Source organism: uncultured Gordonia sp., from assembly GCF_937858515.1.
Taxonomy (GTDB): Bacteria; Actinomycetota; Actinomycetes; order Mycobacteriales; family Mycobacteriaceae; genus Gordonia.
In genome coordinates this window covers 1-15057 of sequence record NZ_CALLZT010000150.1, presented here as the reverse complement: position 1 = coordinate 15057, position 15057 = coordinate 1, and the positions used below count along the sequence as shown (strand labels likewise).

12 protein-coding genes are annotated in these 15057 nt (G+C 66.1%); 3 read left to right on the top strand and 9 right to left on the bottom strand.

Features of this window, described 5'->3' with window-relative positions; genetic code table 11:
- Positions 1-94: 94 nt before the first annotated feature.
- Genes Q0627_RS14730 through Q0627_RS14720 form a run of 3 tightly spaced genes read left to right on the top strand, consistent with a single transcriptional unit; the run spans position 95 to position 2864 of the window.
- Positions 95-1096, top strand: coding sequence for an ATP-binding cassette domain-containing protein (locus Q0627_RS14730; protein WP_291016076.1), 1002 nt, complete (start codon positions 95-97; stop codon positions 1094-1096).
- Complete coding sequence (locus Q0627_RS14725) at positions 1093-1941, top strand: ABC transporter permease (protein ID WP_298811007.1); 849 nt, start codon at positions 1093-1095, stop codon at positions 1939-1941. The genes Q0627_RS14730 and Q0627_RS14725 overlap by 4 nt, the downstream gene beginning before the upstream one ends.
- Positions 1938-2864, top strand: a complete 927-nt coding sequence (locus tag Q0627_RS14720) for an ABC transporter permease (RefSeq protein ID WP_291016073.1) — start codon at positions 1938-1940, stop codon at positions 2862-2864. Before Q0627_RS14725 ends, Q0627_RS14720 begins: the two co-directional genes overlap by 4 nt.
- Positions 2865-2926: 62 nt before the next feature.
- Here the strand turns inward: Q0627_RS14720 and Q0627_RS14715 are convergent, their stop codons facing one another.
- The 9 genes from Q0627_RS14715 to polA form a co-directional block, all read right to left on the bottom strand.
- Positions 2927-3853: a glycosyltransferase family 2 protein gene (locus Q0627_RS14715; protein WP_291016072.1), complete on the bottom strand. Its 927-nt coding sequence runs from the start codon at positions 3851-3853 to the stop codon at positions 2927-2929.
- 8 nt (positions 3854-3861) lie between these two features.
- Positions 3862-4809: a glycosyltransferase gene (locus Q0627_RS14710; protein WP_291016071.1), complete on the bottom strand. Its 948-nt coding sequence runs from the start codon at positions 4807-4809 to the stop codon at positions 3862-3864.
- Positions 4806-7409 (bottom strand): alpha/beta fold hydrolase, encoded by a 2604-nt coding sequence (locus tag Q0627_RS14705; RefSeq protein WP_298811003.1) that lies wholly within the window; start codon positions 7407-7409, stop codon positions 4806-4808. The genes Q0627_RS14710 and Q0627_RS14705 overlap by 4 nt, the downstream gene beginning before the upstream one ends.
- A 23-nt stretch (positions 7410-7432) precedes the next feature.
- Complete coding sequence (locus Q0627_RS14700; protein ID WP_298811000.1) at positions 7433-8458, bottom strand: alpha/beta hydrolase family protein; 1026 nt, start codon at positions 8456-8458, stop codon at positions 7433-7435.
- An 88-nt stretch (positions 8459-8546) separates the two neighbouring features.
- Positions 8547-9299 (bottom strand): amino acid ABC transporter ATP-binding protein, encoded by a 753-nt coding sequence (locus Q0627_RS14695; RefSeq protein ID WP_298811030.1) that lies wholly within the window; start codon positions 9297-9299, stop codon positions 8547-8549.
- 17 nt (positions 9300-9316) lie between these two features.
- Positions 9317-10243 carry an amino acid ABC transporter permease gene (locus Q0627_RS14690; RefSeq protein ID WP_298811028.1) on the bottom strand — a complete coding sequence of 309 codons (927 nt, stop codon included), beginning with the start codon at positions 10241-10243 and terminating at the stop codon, positions 9317-9319.
- Between the two features lie 54 nt (positions 10244-10297).
- Positions 10298-11182 carry an ABC transporter substrate-binding protein gene (locus tag Q0627_RS14685; protein WP_291010980.1) on the bottom strand — a complete coding sequence of 295 codons (885 nt, stop codon included), beginning with the start codon at positions 11180-11182 and terminating at the stop codon, positions 10298-10300.
- Positions 11183-11344: 162 nt separating this feature from the next.
- Entirely contained in the window at positions 11345-12454 is a 1110-nt protein-coding gene (locus Q0627_RS14680; RefSeq protein ID WP_298810994.1) for an isocitrate/isopropylmalate dehydrogenase family protein, read from the bottom strand.
- A partial coding sequence (gene polA / locus Q0627_RS14675) for a DNA polymerase I (RefSeq protein ID WP_298810991.1) occupies positions 12454-15057 on the bottom strand: 2604 nt, incomplete at its 5' end. The genes polA and Q0627_RS14680, both read right to left, overlap by 1 nt.

Below are 15057 nucleotides of genomic sequence, written 5' to 3'. Positions count from 1 at the left end.
AGACTTAGGACATCCCGGCGCACCGCGGCCGCAGTGCCACCGCGGCCTATCACGCGCCACTGCAATCGGACACGACAGAAGAATGGAACGCCCCATGACCGCCCCACCCGAGTCCGGCACCTCGCCCGACGACCCCGTCCCCGAGGTCACGGTACGCGTGTCTGGTCTGAGCAAACGGTTCGATGAGGTCGAGGCGCTCCGCGATATCTCCTTCACCGTCCCGAAGGGCAGCGTGCTCGGCATCCTCGGCCCCAACGGTGCGGGCAAATCGACCCTGGTGTCCACACTGGGAACCCTCACCACACCCGATTCGGGAAGCGCGACCATCGTCGGACACGACCTGATCACCGACCCCGCCGGCGTGCGGGCCTCGATATCGATGACCGGCCAGTACGCCGCGCTCGATGAGACCCTCAGCGGTCGCGAGAACCTGATCTTCTTCGGCCGGATGCGGGGCCTGCGCCGCCGAAGTGCCCAGGAGCGAGCCGACTACCTGCTGGAGAAGTTCGGCCTTGTCGCTGCGGGGCAGCGCCTGGTGCGGACCTACTCCGGCGGGATGCGCCGCCGACTCGACATCGCCTGCGGTCTCGTCGTCAAACCCGAGGTGGTGTTCCTGGACGAGCCGACGACCGGCCTGGATCCGCGCAGTCGCCAGGCGGTGTGGACGATGGTCGCGGCGCTGCGCACAGACGGTATCACCACGCTGCTGACCACCCAGTATCTCGAAGAGGCCGACCAGCTTTCCGACAACATCATCGTGATCGACCGGGGCCGGGTGGTCGCCGAGGGAACCGCCGCGGAATTGAAGGACAAGGTCGGGGGCACGTACTGCGAGGCGGTGCCGGCCGACGAATCACTCGCGCCCGCGCTGTGCGACGTGCTCACCGAGCGGTTCGGCCCCGGCCACCGCTGTACGGTCAGCGCCACCGCCACCGTGACCCTCACCGCTCCGGACCGCGTGGACACCATGGGGCGGGTGATAGACGCCGCCCACGAGGCAGGTATCGAGCTGGCCGATGTGGGATTGCGCACACCATCACTTGACGACGTCTTTCTCAGTCTGACCGGGGACGCCGCTGCCGACGGTGACCGATGACCGTTCGATCCACCGCCACCGCGGTCACGGGTGAACGCCTGGACTGGCCCGACTGCGGCGACCGATCACTGTGGCAACCAGGGAGTGTGTTCCTGCGTCAATGGCGCACCATGACCGCCCGGTCGCTGCGCTCGGCCAGGGTCGGGGGTGAGTTTCTGGCCGCCGTCACGATGCCGTTGGTGTTTGCGCTCGGCTTCTACCTGCCTCTACGGCTGGTCATGGCAGACCACGGCATCGACTACGCGCAGTTCCTGATGCCGATCATCGTGCTGCAGACCGCCGCGTTCACGGCCGTCGCCGCAGCACAACGGGCCACGCTGGACAAGATGCGCGGCATGACTCGCAGATTGTCGGCAATGCCGGTCCACGCTCTAGTCCCGGTATCGGCCCGGATGAGTACCGCGGCGGTCCGGTCTATGGTGTCCATCTGCGCCGCTCTGCTGTTCGGATATCTCCTCGGATTCTCGTTCAACGGTGGCGCACTCGACACGATCGCGTTCGTCGGGTTCAGTCTGCTGGTCGGGCTGCTGCTGGCGCTGGGTGCCGACTGTCTCGGGATGACCGCTCACGGCGTCGAATCCACCTCACAGTTGCTCGTCCTGCCCCAGCTCGTCCTGGGCCTGGTGTCGACAGGCTTCGTGCCCGAGTCGGGATTTCCCGAATGGGCCCGGCCGTTCGCCCGCAATCAGCCTGTGTCACATTTCTCATCGACGATGCGCGAGCTCGCCGACGGGAATCCCACACTGCAGACCGCGCTCCCCGCGCTCATCTGGCTGGCAGGTCTGGCCCTCGTGTTCCTCTTGTGGGCCCACCACATTCAAACCCACAGACGGAATTATCTATGACCCGCACACGTCTGATCCGTCGCCGCAACGACAAGGCGCGTAGAAGAGCCACCGACAGCACACGCATGCCGTTCGGTAGCGAGGTGGCCGACGTCGTCACCTACGAGTCACCGCTGAATTTCCCGACGCGTGACCGGTGGAGACCCGAGCCGACCGTTCAGGATCTGTCGCACGACTCGGTGTTGCAGGCGCAGCGGATCCTGCTCAAGTGGTCCAGAGATCCCGTGACACTGCTGCAGTCGCTGCTGTTCCCCGCGTTGACGGTGCTGCTGTTCTGGCTGGTTCTCGACAGCTCGGTCAGCGAGCATTCCGGAACATCCAACACCTTCGGCATGGTGCCGATGGTCGCACTGGTCGGTGCCATGTCGGGTTCGTCCATCAGCGCTCTCGGTTTGCGGCGCGAACAAACCACCGGGCTGCTGAGCAAGATGTGGACGCTACCGACACACCGTGCCTCGGCGATGACCGGCAGGCTCCTCGCCGAATCCGTCCGCATCGTCATCACCGTGAGTGCCGTCCTGCTGGTGGGTATGGTTATCGGCTTCCGTATCCACAGCGGTCTGCCGGGCTACCTGGGCATCATCGCAGTGGCCACGGGATTCGGCCTCTCGTTCTCGATGATGATCACCGCGCTCGCGCTGATGAGCCGCGATTCGCATATCGTCGAATGGACGGCCATCGGTACGCAACTGGCGATGTTCTTCAACACCGGGTTCGTACCCGCCGACTCATACCCGGCCTGGTTGCGACCCGCTATCGAGTATCAACCGATGAGCTGCACCATCGACACGATCCGTGCCCTGGCCACCGAAGGTCCGGTGGCGCGCCCGATGCTGCTGACGCTGGCTTGGTCGGCGGCGTTGCTGATCGTCTTCACCGGCCCGACGCTCGTCGGCTACCGGCGTGCCGCGACCTTGAACTGAGCGCACCACCAGGTCGGGTATCAGTGGTGTGCTCGCCACCGGCCGACCGCGTATGCGGTCGGTCAGGCGTAGAAGCAACGGTGGCGGATGCTGCCCCGGATGCGGCCGAGCCGGTTGCCCGCGTGGAAAAGCCAGTGACCGGTGGGCACGCGGGTCAGGACGGTCGGCAGCAGCGGATTACGCACGAGCACGTACAACACCAGATCAACCGTTACGTACCACTTGTCGCGCGGCATACCGTAGTGCCGGTAGTCGGAGTACAGGTGCGCGTGGCCTTCCCCGCACATCACCGACTGAGACCAGATGCCACGCAATGTATCCCGAAGACGATAGGCGACGAGAGCCTTAGGTGCGTGTCCGAGTACTCCGCCGGCAAGCTGAATACGGATGGCCAGGTCCGCATCCTCGGCACCCCGGTTGTAACTGGTATCGAATCCGCCGACCTTGTCGAACATCTGCCGCCAGATACCGAAACTGCAGGTGGGTGGCACCCGCAGATATCCGGGAATCTCGTACGGGGTCTCCGACGGTAGCATCGGTCGCCAGGACTGCACGAGTCGCGAATTGAGGGAGTGGGTTTCCACCGCTCCGCCCACCGCCTCGCTGTACGCGGCAACGGCCGTCAGCTCGCGCAACCACTCCGGGTACACGCGGTCATCAGCATCGCAAAAGGCAATGAAGTCACCGGCCGCGACGCGAACACCCTCGTTGCGCGCATAGGCGGCGCCGGGAAATCCCGAGGCGTCGACCCACCGAAGACGGATACGGTCGGCCAGCGGATGATCGTCGAGGTGGCCACGCAGCGAGTCGGTCGAGCCGTTGTCAGCGACGATGACCTCGAACGGGCCCAGATAGTCCTGGTTGGCCAACGCAGACAGTTGTTCATCGATCACGTCGACTCCGTTGCGTACCGGAATCACGACCGACACCAGCGACGGCACACCGAGGTCCCGTCGGGATCGACGTTCGGCGGGCGGCGGTCCGACCATGCGGCGCCTCACAGACGCTCCGACCGACGTAGCGTACGTTCGGGCACCTTGCCGATGTCACCAGATATTGCCGCCCACACCCCCACAGCTGACATGTACATCTGGGCACACCGATCGGAGCCGACGGCCATCGACCGGGCCCGATGCGCAGTGTCCTTCATCACCGACACGGCGCACCACAGCGGTTCCGTGCGAGCGTACCGCCGGTAGAGGACAAGCCTGTTGCGGGTGATGTAGTAATGCCGGAACGGCGCATGTTCGGAGAACCCGATCGAGGCATCTTGTCCGCGGCCACGCAGCAACCAGCGCAGCGGGCGAGGTGGCGTCCAGGAGGTGCGTGTTCCCAGCCGGTGCACGATCCGGGTACCGGGCACCACGAGCGCGTGGACACCGTGGGCACGTGCCCGCAGATAAAACTCGGTCTCGACGCAGTCGATGAACAGCGACTCATCGAACAGCCCTACCTTGTCGAACACCCCGCGTGGAATCATCAGTCCCGACTGGATCGGTTCAAAGGCCAGCGTCAGCCCCTTCTCGGCGAACCAGAAGGGCGCGACATCGTCATTGATCACGCTCGGTGAAGCAACTGCGTCTACGATGCCGACCGATCTCGCGAGTTCCAGATGGGCCACGGCGCGGTCGACGTACCCGTCGCCGATTCGGGTGTCCTGATCAAGAGTCAGTACGATATCGGCACCGGACCGCAGTGCCTCGCATACACCGGTGTTCAGCGCGTGTGCGATACCCGAATTCTCGGGCGACTCGATCACCGTGACACCCGCGTCGGCACATGACTCCAGTACCTCAGCGACCCGGCCGTCGCCGCCACGCAGTCGCGATGGTGACCCGTCGTCGACGACGATCACCGAATCCACTTGGGAGTCAGCATATTCCACTACCGACATCAGTTCCGGACCCGGTTCGAAAGCGGCGATCACCGCCGCGACAGTGGTCACCGGCCACGTCCATCTGATCCGCTGAACTGTTCGAGCACGGCGTTGACCGCCGCAGCCACCTCCGTCACCCTTGGCGTCCGCATCATGGCGTGGTGGTCGCCCGTGACCCGGACGACGTCGAGAGTACCCACCAGCTTCTCCCAGTCGGCCTGATCGTCCGTGTTCGATGATGACGCGACCAGGACGGCCGATCCACGGTACGCGGCGGGCCGGTGGCGCCTGATCATCCGCCTGCTCAGATCCCAAAACACCGACCAGTGCGTCACCGTCGGAAGCCGGATCAGGCCGGCTGTCGTCACCAGGAAACCCATGAGCAGCTTACTCCACCGTGCAGTGAGCCGCTCGGACAGCGTGCGTGGCCCGGCCGGTTCGGTGTCATCACCGAACCGATCAGGTGCGGCGGACCGATCCGGTGTGGACCGCACGACGGTGGACCGGCGCGCGATGGAGAATCGCCTCCGCGGCGCACCGCTCCGGATCCTGGCCACGAGTTCGGGCTCGAACAGCGGATCGATCAGAATCACCGCCTCACAGTCGTGCCCGTTGCCCGCCAGCGTCGCCGCTGCTTCGAGTGCCACGAAACCGCCGAACGAGTAGCCGCCCACACGGAACGGACCGTGCGGTGCGACTTCTGTGATGTCGGCGATCACCCGCCGGGCGGCTGCGCGAATCGTGTGGTCCGCCCGGCCTTTTCGTTCGAGCCCGTGCGACTGCAGTCCGTAAACGGGATAGTCGCCGGACAACTCCCGGACCAGGGGCAGCAAACTCACCGCGGGTGCGCCGGCACCGGAAACAAGGAACAGCGGCACCCCCGTCCCCCCGCGCAGGAGGGTGATCGTTCCGGCCCCGGCCCCTTCGGAACGCACACGCCGCCGGCTCGCGTTGTCGAGAAGCCTGCCGAGCCCGACGATGGTGGGTTCGCGCGCGAACTCGGCGGTCGAGATGTCCACGAACCAACGCTCGCTCACCTGTTTGAGCAGCGCGGCAGCAGCCAGCGAGTCTCCGCCGAGGGAAATGAAGTCCTCTGCGCGGCCGACCTCGTCGAGCGCGAGTACGTCGAGCCACAAGATTTCCAGGTTTGCTTCTGTGAGTCCGCGCATCGGTTCGATGACCCGCGCAGGCGGTCGCGGAAGCGCTCCCCTGTCGACCTTGCCCCGCTCGTTTCTCGGCAACTCGGCGAGTACCACCACGTCGCGGGGAATCATCCACGGCGCCAACGATGCGGACAGCGCCTGGCGGATCTCGGACGGCGACGGCGACCACTTGTCCGGATCGACGGCGACGTGGGCGGTGAGTCGCCCCGCCGCACGATCGGCGGTGACCACGACGTCCGTGGCCCACGGCAGTGCCCGGATGGCCGCCTCCACCTCGGCCGGCTCCACCAGATAGCCGCGCACCTTGATCGCGTCGTCGCGGCGGCCGAGCAGATACAGCTGGCCGTCGTCGTCGAAGCGGCCGAGGTCGCCGGTTCGGTACCTGCGCCGACCATTGCCCAGTGCGGTGAACTTCGCAGCCGTCTGGTCCGGATCGTTGAAGTAGCCGAGCGCCAGGTGGGCCGATTCGACGACCACCTCTCCGACTGTCCCCGGTGGGAGGTCGCGGCCGTCTTCACCGACGATCCGCACGTGCTTGTCCGTGGCCGGCCGACCGACGGGAATGACGCCCGACGGGACTTCGCGTTGCGCCGGAAAGCGATTGAACGCCAGGTTGCCCGTTTCCGAGGATCCCGACCAACTGCAGAACACCCCCGCCGGCATCAGCGTCCGGCGAAGCGTCGCCACATCGTCGCTGTGGACCGGTTCGCCGCACGTCGACAACAACCGGACCGTATCGACCGCGCCGGCCGCCGTCATGTCCGCCAGCCACGAGCGCAGGAGTGACGGCGTGCTGTGGACCGTGGTGGCGGCTTGCTCGACGAGCCATGTGCGCAGGTCCGTGGTCCCCCGGCGCCGCACATCCCAGAGCATCATCGTCGCGCCGTTGAGCAGGGTCATCACCAGACACTCGAAACCGGCGCCGTAGCTGAGCGGCAGCAGCACCGCGGCACGATCCTGCGGGGCCAGCTCGAGGAAATCCCGTCCGTCGACGGCCTGGTTGACCCACGCACGCTGGGCGTAGAGGACCCCTTTGGGTTTACCTGTGGAGCCGGAGGTGAAGATCAGTATCGACGGATCATCGGGACCGGGCTCGGGCCCCTCGACGCCCGGATCCGGAAGTTCGGTGATCTCGGCCGGACTCAGCCTTCGCGCACCCGACAGCCGCAGGATGTGGTCGCGACGTTCGTCGGGGAGGAACGGGTCGAGCAGGATCACCGGATGCCCGGTGCACAACACGGCCAGCACCGAGATGACCGATGCCACATCGGATTCGACTTCCACGGCGATCGGCACGCGGGCATCGTCGACCGCGGCGGCTATGGCCCGGGCCCGCCGATCGGATTCGGCCAGCAGGTGTGCGTAGGTGATCGACTCGTCGGGTGTGCGGACCGCCACCGCCTGACCGCGGTGAGCCGCCATCGCCCGCCAGTGCGCAGCGGTTGTCCGCGCCTGTGCTGTGCTCACGGCATTCTCGCCGCGGGAGTCGGTGGTGTCGAGGCTCATGTGATGGGACTCCCCACGCTCGTTCAGCGACGCAGCGCCGCGTCGAGGGTGGGCCACGACCGGTGCAGTTCGTCCTGCCAGTAGCCCCACGAATGGGTGCCGTTGCCCGACAGGTGGACGGTCGCCGGGATCCGCAGCGACCGGAGCCGCGCGGCCATCGACGTGGTGCAGGTGTGTGCCGCGGCCTCCAACGCCCCGCCCACCACCACCTGCTCGCCGAGCGACGGCGCTCCCGGCGCTTGCAGTCCCGGCTTGTCGTACTTGCCGGCCATGCCGTTGCCGCTCGACAGGTACAGCGTCTGCCCCCGAAGTTTGGCCGCGTTGATGTACGGGTCGTACTTGGTCCACAGCGGCGATCCGAACGGCCCCCACATGTTGTCGACGTTGGCCTTGTTGGCGATGTACACGGTGCCGCGGATGACCGAATAGCCGTCGAGGGTGCTGGTCCGCGCGCAACCGCTGTAGGCGGCGACGCCCTTGTACAGCTTCGGCTCGGCGATCGCGAGATTGAGCACCGAGGTAGCCGACATCGACATCCCGCCGATCACGTTCACGCCACTGGTCCGCAAGGACCTGTCGACAGCGCGGGGCAGTTCGGTGGTCAGGAACGTCTTCCACATCGGCTTGCCGATCACCGGGTCGCGGGCGATCCAGTCGGTGTAATAGCTGCCGATCCCCTTCTGCGGGATCACCACATTGACGTTCTTGTCGGCGAAGAACTTCACCGCGTCAGTCTGCGCAAGCCAGTTGGCCCCGTCCTCACCACCGCCCGCACCGTTGAGCAGGTAGAACGTCGGCGCTCCGAGTGCGGCATCCTTGGGCCGGATGATCATCAGAGGTATCTCTGCGTTCATCGCGGCCGAGTAGGCGGTGGCCTCCCACAGGTTGTCGCGCAGGTTGCGCAACGAATGCAGTTGGCCGTCGTCCCGAGGGGCGGCACCCGCTGCCGGGGAGACGAACGAGGTTGCGGCGAGTAACGCGATCAGGACGGCGAACAGCACGGTTACCGGTAGCCGGACGGCACGAGAGATGGACCACACAACAGGCATAGTAAGGGCAGCCTACACTCGTGGCCGGGGGCTCGACCGCGCGGCCGCCCCCGCACCCCGACACATTCGTGCCTGTCGTACGCCCGCCCTAGAGCAGCTTGGACAGGAACCCCTTGGTCCGTTCGTGCTGCGGATCGGCCAGCACCTCACGCGGATTGCCGCTTTCGACGACCACGCCACCATCCATGAACACCAGTTGGTCGGCCACTTCGCGGGCGAAACCCATCTCATGGGTGACTACCAGCATCGTCATGCCGGTGGCCGCGAGCTCGCGCATCACGCCGAGTACCTCACCGACGAGTTCGGGGTCCAGTGCCGACGTCGGCTCGTCGAACAGCATCAGCTTGGGGTCCATCGCCAGCGCACGGGCGATGGCCACGCGCTGCTGCTGGCCGCCGGATAACTGGGCCGGATAGGTATCGGCCTTGCCCGCCAGTCCGACCCGGTCGAGCAGATAGCGGGCCCGTTCCAGCGCCTCGGACTTGCTCTTGCGTTTGACCCGGATGGGCGCCTCGATCACGTTCTCCAGGGCGGTGCGGTGTGGGAACAGGTTGAAGTGCTGAAACACCATGCCGATGTCGCGGCGCTGTTTGGCCGCGTCCTTGGAACTCATCTCGTACAGCTTGCCGTGCCGCTCGCGGTAGCCGATGAGATCGCCGTCGACGTACAGCCGGCCCGCGTTGACCACCTCCAGGTGGTTGACGCACCGCAGGAAGGTGGATTTGCCCGAGCCCGACGGCCCGATCAGGCACATCACCTCACCGCGCTTGACCTCCAGCGAGATGCCCTTGAGCACCTTGAGCGACCCGAAGTTCTTGCACACCTGGTCGGCGAGCACCATCGGTTGTTCGGTCTGGGTCACGCCGGATCTCCTGTCTGGGTCTGTGCGTCGTCCACCTGCGCGGCGGCCAGGGCCTTGAGCTGGCGGGCGGTCAGCTGCCTGCTCGCGCCCTTCGCGTAGTACCGCTCCAGATAGAACTGCCCGACCATCAGGATGCTGGTCACCAGCAGATACCAGGTCGAGGCGACCAGCAGCAGCGGTATGGGTTCGAAAATGACACCGGCGATGTCCTTCTGTGCGCCGTACAGCTCGAGGCTGAACGGCACTGCCGTCACCAGGCTGGTGGTCTTGAGCATGCTGATCACCTCGTTGCCCGTCGGCGGGATGATCACCCGCATCGCCTGCGGCAACACGGTGCGCGTCATCGTCTGCGTCCACGACATGCCCAGCGCCACCGACGCCTCGGTCTGCCCCTCCCCGACCGACTGCACTCCGGCGCGCACGATCTCGGCCATGTACGCCGACTCGTTGAGCGCCAGGCCGATGATCGCGAAGGTGAACGCGGCGTTGAGTTCCTGGATCTCGAAGTGCGCGAACTGCACCACGAACGGGATACCAAGGTCGAGTTGCTTGTAGATCGACGGGAACAGCCCCCAGAACACCAACTGCACATACACCGGGGTACCGCGGAAGATCCACAGATACACCCACGCCGTCGAACGCAGCACCCGGTTCGGGGACAACCGCATCACAGCCAGCACCACACCGAAGACGATGGCGATCGCCATCGACAGCACGGTCAGCGCGAGGGTGTACCCGACGCCTTCGAGGATGCGGGTGTCGAACAGGTAGTCGCCGTAGGTGCCCCACGCGTAGGCGTCGTTGGTGGCCGCGCCGTAGACGAACAGCGCGGCGAGCACGAGGATGACCGTCGCGGCCGCCCACTGCCCCGGATGGCGCAGGGGGACGGCCTTGATCGGATCGGGTTCGGTGCCGAGGGCGATCGGACCGGTGCCGGGCTGTTCGGCGCCCGGCCCTTTCTCGAAGTCAGCCACGGCTCAGTTGATCGCGCCGTTGATGAGGGACTTTTCGATGAGACCCGCCTCAACACCCCAGTGGGTGGCGATCTCCTTGAACTGACCGTTGTCGATCAGGTACTGAACGGCCTTCTGCAACGCGGGTGCCAGCGGGGTTCCCTTCGCAACGGGATAGCCGTACGGCGCCGAGTCGAAGATCTCGCCGGCGGGTTCGATCTTGCCCTTGGACTTCTTGATCGCGTACGCGGTCACCGGCGAGTCTGCGGACATCGCGTCGACCTTGCCCAGGACCAGCGCGTTGGTGGCCTCGTCCTGCGAGTCGTACTTCTGGATCGCGATCGCGGGCTTGCCGGCCTTGGTGCAGGCTTCACTCTTAGCGGGCACCTCGTCGGTGGCCTCGAACGTGTCGGCCTGAACGGCGACCTTCTTGCCGCAGGCGTTGCTCGGGTCGACGGACTTGCCGCTCTGCTGGGCCCACTGGACTCCCGCGCTGTAGTAGGTCACGAAGTCGACCTGCTTCTCACGTTCCTTGGTGTCGGTGAACGACGACATACCCATATCGAACGTTCCTGCTTGGACCGCGGGAATGATCTTGGCGAAGTCGGCCTCGCGGTATTCGGCGCTGACGCCGAGGACCTTGGCGACGGCGTTGACCACGTCGACGTCGAATCCGATGATCTTGCCGCCTGGACCTTTGAACTCGTTGGGCGAGTACGGGATGTTCACGCCGACCACGAGCTTGCCGGCCTTGGAGACCTTCTCGGGCAGGCCCGCAGCGATGTCGTCGACCTTGGCGACATCGACGCTGATCGGGCCGATGTCGGTGCCCGTGCCGTCGGACTCGTCGTCATTGGAGCATCCGGCGACGACGGTCATGGCCGCGGCCGCCGCGGCGACGAGCCCCATCAGGCGGACTGCATGTGTGCGGTTCGATCGGTGAAAACGCATCCCAATTCCCTTCGCGGCCCGCGCTGTCTCCGGGCACTACCCATTCCGGCGACACGCTCGCGCCACCTGAGGGAAAACTTAATTCATCAGAGCGACCCGTACCGGGCAGTAACGCGAGATTTACGAATCTGCGATGTTGGCGAGCACCTTCTCCGTGAATACCGCGGTCGTCGCCGTACCCCCGAGATCGCGGGTGCTCACCCTTGCGCCGAGGGTCGCCGCGACCGCAGCGTCGATACGTCCGGCCGCCTCGAGCACGTCGGATCTACCGGTGCGACCGGCGTACCAGCGCAGCAGCATCGCCGTGGACCCGATGATCGCCACCGGGTTCGCGATTCCCTGTCCGGCGATGTCGGGGGCCGCCCCGTGCGCCGCCTGCGCCATCGCCTGACGCGACGAACAGTTCACCGACGCCGCGATGCCGAGCGAACCGGCGAGTTCGCCGGCCAGATCGGACAGGATGTCGCCGAACAGGTTCTCGGTAACCACGACGTCGAAGTCCGCCGGCCGGCGCACCAGCATCGCGGCCATCGCGTCGACGTGGAAGTCATCGACACGCACGTCCGGGTATTCGGCGGCCACCTCCCTGCACACGTCGCGGAACAGTCCGGTGGTCAACCGGAGCACGTTGGCCTTGTGCACGATGGTGACGTGCCGTGACCGGCCGCGCGCGGCACGGCACGCCTCGTGCGCGATGCGCTCGGTGGCCGCGCGCGTGATCACGCCCACCGACAGCGCGATGTCGGGAGTGGGCATGAACTCCCCGCTGCCGACGGCCATGTTGCGGTCGGCGTACAGGCCTTCGGAGTTCTCCCGCGCGATCAGGATGTCGATGCCGGGTGCGGTGGCGGCGACCCCGGGCAGTGCCCGCGAAGGGCGCAGATTGGCGAACAGGTCGAACTGTTTGCGGATCACGCCGCCCGGGGTGAGGTCGGCGGCGAACCCACCCGGGTAGGCGGCCGAGTCGTGCGGGCCGAGGACCCACAGGTCCATCCCCGACAAGGCGTCGAGCGTCTGGTCGGGGATGGGTGTGCCGTGGGTGTCAATGGCTGCGGCCCCGAAAGGCAGTTCCCGCCAATCGATTCCGAATCCCGATCGGGCGGCGGCCGCGTCGGCGACGGCCACCGCGGCGGGAACGATCTCCGGCCCGATGCCGTCGCCGTGCATCACCCCGATCCGTAGCCGCTCATCCGAAGACACTGTCGCTCTGGGCGATTCGGTGCTGCTCATCAGTGGGCCGCGTCGTCCCACGACCGGCCGAAGCCCACCGACACCTCCAGCGGTACCGAGAGGGTGATCGCCGATCCCATTTCCTCGCGCACCAGCTTCTCGGCGGCGTCGCGTTCCCCGGCAGCCACCTCGACCACCAGTTCGTCGTGCACCTGCAGCAGCATCCGCGACGACAACCCTTCTGCCGCAAGACGTTTGTGGACGTTGATCATCGCGACCTTGATGATGTCGGCGGCGGTGCCCTGAATTGGCGCGTTGAGTGCCATCCGTTCGGCCGACTGTCTGCGCTGCCAGTTGTCGCTGTTGAGGTCGGGCAGATACCTGCGGCGCCCGAAAAGCGTTGCGGTGTACTCGTTGGTGCGGGCCTCGTCGACCACGTGCCGCAGATAGTCGCGGACTCCGCCGAACCGGGCGAAGTACTGATCCATCTGCTCCTTGGCCTCGTCGCGGCTGATCTTGAGCTGAGCCGCGAGGCCGAAAGCGCTGAGGCCGTAGGCGAGTCCGTACGACATGGCCTTGACCCGGTGCCGCATCTCGGTGGTCACCTCGTCGATAGGCACCCCGAACGCCCGCGAGCCGACGAAGTTGTGCAGGTCCTCACCGGTGTTGAACGCCTCGATCAGACCCTCGTCGCCCGACAGGTGCGCCATGATCCGCATCTCGATCTGGCTGTAGTCGGCCGTCATCAATGTCTCGAATTCGGTTCCGCCGCCCGCGGTTCCGACGACGAAGCCGTTGCGGATCTGTCTGCCGGCCTGGGTGCGGACCGGGATGTTCTGCAGGTTCGGGTCGGTCGAGGACAACCGTCCGGTGGCCGCGACCGTCTGGTTGAAGGTGGTGTGGATGCGATCGTCGTCGGCGACCGACTTGAGCAGTCCGTCGACAGTGACGCGCAGCCGGGTGGCGTCACGGTGTTCGAGCAGGTGCGCGAGGAACGGGTGCTCGGTCTTCTCGTACAGGCCCTGCAATGCATCGGCGTCGGTGGTGTAACCGGTCTTGGTCTTCTTCGTCTTGGGCATGTCGAGCTTGTCGAACAGCACCGTCTGCAACTGTTTGGGCGAGCCCAGGTTGATCTGCTCCCCGATCACCTCGTAAGCGGCGTCGGCGGCCGTACGCACCCTATCGGCGAACTGCTGTTCCAGTTCATGAAAGTGCTTGGTGTCCACTGCGATTCCGGCCGCCTCCAGGTCGGCGAGGACGAACGTCAGCGGCAGTTCCATGTCGGTGAGCAGTGACCGCGAATCGATCCGGTCCAGTTCGGTGTCCAGCGCGTCGGCCAGCTCGGCCACCGCGCGGGCCTCCAGCATCTGATGCTCGGACGCCTTGGCGTCCTCCTCGCCTTCGGCGTCCAGCAGCGACAACTGGCCGTCGCCGTCGGGCCCGTCTGCCTTGAGTTCACGGCGCAGGTAGCGCAATGACAGGTCGTCAAGATCGAAACTGCGCTGGCCGGGTCGTACCAAATATGCGGCGAGCGCTGTGTCGCTGGTGACCCCGCGCAGGGTCCAGCCCCGCACCCGCAGGGCATGGATCGCCCATTTGGCGTCGTGGCACGCCTTGGCCATGGTCTCATCGGCGAGCCAGTCCGCGAGCGCCTGCTCGTCGGCCTGCGCGATCACCGGGATCGCGATATACGCCGACGCACCGTCGGCAGCCGCGATGGCGATCGCCGCCGGATCTGCGTCGACGACCCGCTTCGGTGCCGACACCGCGATCCCGGTGCGTCCGGTACGGGCATGGGCGTCGAGCCAGGCGCCGACCTCGCCCTCGCCGAGAATCGAACCGTCGAGGTCGAATCCGGCCTCGGCCTCCGGTTCCACCGACGACAGCGTGTTGAACAGCCGGTCGCGCAATACCCGGAACTCAAGTTCGTCGAAGAGCGCGTGGATGCGTTCCCGGTCCCAGCCGACGAGTGCCAGTTCGTCAGGACCGGCCGGCAACTGCATATCGCGGACGAGCTGCGTCAGGTGCCGATTGGTCTGTACCGACGCGAGATTGGCGCGCAGCGAGTCGCCTACCTTGCCCTTGATCTCGTCAACATGGTCGACCAGCTCGTTCAGCGAACCGTACTGGCGGATCCACTTGGCCGCGGTCTTGTCGCCGACGCCGGGCACTCCGGGCAGGTTGTCGCTGTTATCACCGCGCAGCGCGGCTATGTCCGGATACTGGGCCGGGGTGACGCCGTACTTGGCCTCTACCTCTTCGGGAGTGAACCGGGTCAGCTCCGACACGCCGCGCTTGGGGTAGAGAACGGTGACCGCGTCATCGACCAGTTGCAGTGAATCACGGTCACCGGTGACCACCAGTACGTCGAAGCCGCGTCCTTCGGCCTGGGTGGCCAGGGTGGCGATGATGTCGTCTGCCTCGTACCCCTCGATCGCCATCACCGGGATACCCAGCGCGCCCAGCACGTCCTTGGTCAGTTCGACCTGTCCACCGAACTCCTCCGGTGACTTGGCGCGCTGCGCCTTGTAGTCGGGAAACAACTCGGACCGGAATGTCTTGCGCGAGACGTCGAACGCGGCTGCGACATGCGTCGGCGCCTCGTCACGCAGCAGGTTGATGAGCATCGAGGTGAAGCCGTACACCGCGTTGGTGGTCTGCCC

Bases quoted from the DNA above. Each gene is read 5' to 3' on its own strand.
- Q0627_RS14730 (WP_291016076.1), top strand. From the start codon at position 95: ATGACCGCCCCACCCGAGTCCGGCACCTCGCCCGACGACCCCGTCCCC.
- Q0627_RS14725 (WP_298811007.1), top strand. From the start codon at position 1,093: ATGACCGTTCGATCCACCGCCACCGCGGTCACGGGTGAACGCCTGGAC.
- Q0627_RS14720 (WP_291016073.1), top strand. From the start codon at position 1,938: ATGACCCGCACACGTCTGATCCGTCGCCGCAACGACAAGGCGCGTAGA.
- Q0627_RS14715 (WP_291016072.1), bottom strand. From the start codon at position 3,853: ATGGTCGGACCGCCGCCCGCCGAACGTCGATCCCGACGGGACCTCGGT.
- Q0627_RS14705 (WP_298811003.1), bottom strand. From the start codon at position 7,409: ATGAGCCTCGACACCACCGACTCCCGCGGCGAGAATGCCGTGAGCACA.
- Q0627_RS14700 (WP_298811000.1), bottom strand. From the start codon at position 8,458: ATGCCTGTTGTGTGGTCCATCTCTCGTGCCGTCCGGCTACCGGTAACC.
- Q0627_RS14695 (WP_298811030.1), bottom strand. From the start codon at position 9,299: ATGGTGCTCGCCGACCAGGTGTGCAAGAACTTCGGGTCGCTCAAGGTG.
- Q0627_RS14685 (WP_291010980.1), bottom strand. From the start codon at position 11,182: ATGGGGCTCGTCGCCGCGGCGGCCGCGGCCATGACCGTCGTCGCCGGA.
- Q0627_RS14680 (WP_298810994.1), bottom strand. From the start codon at position 12,454: ATGAGCAGCACCGAATCGCCCAGAGCGACAGTGTCTTCGGATGAGCGG.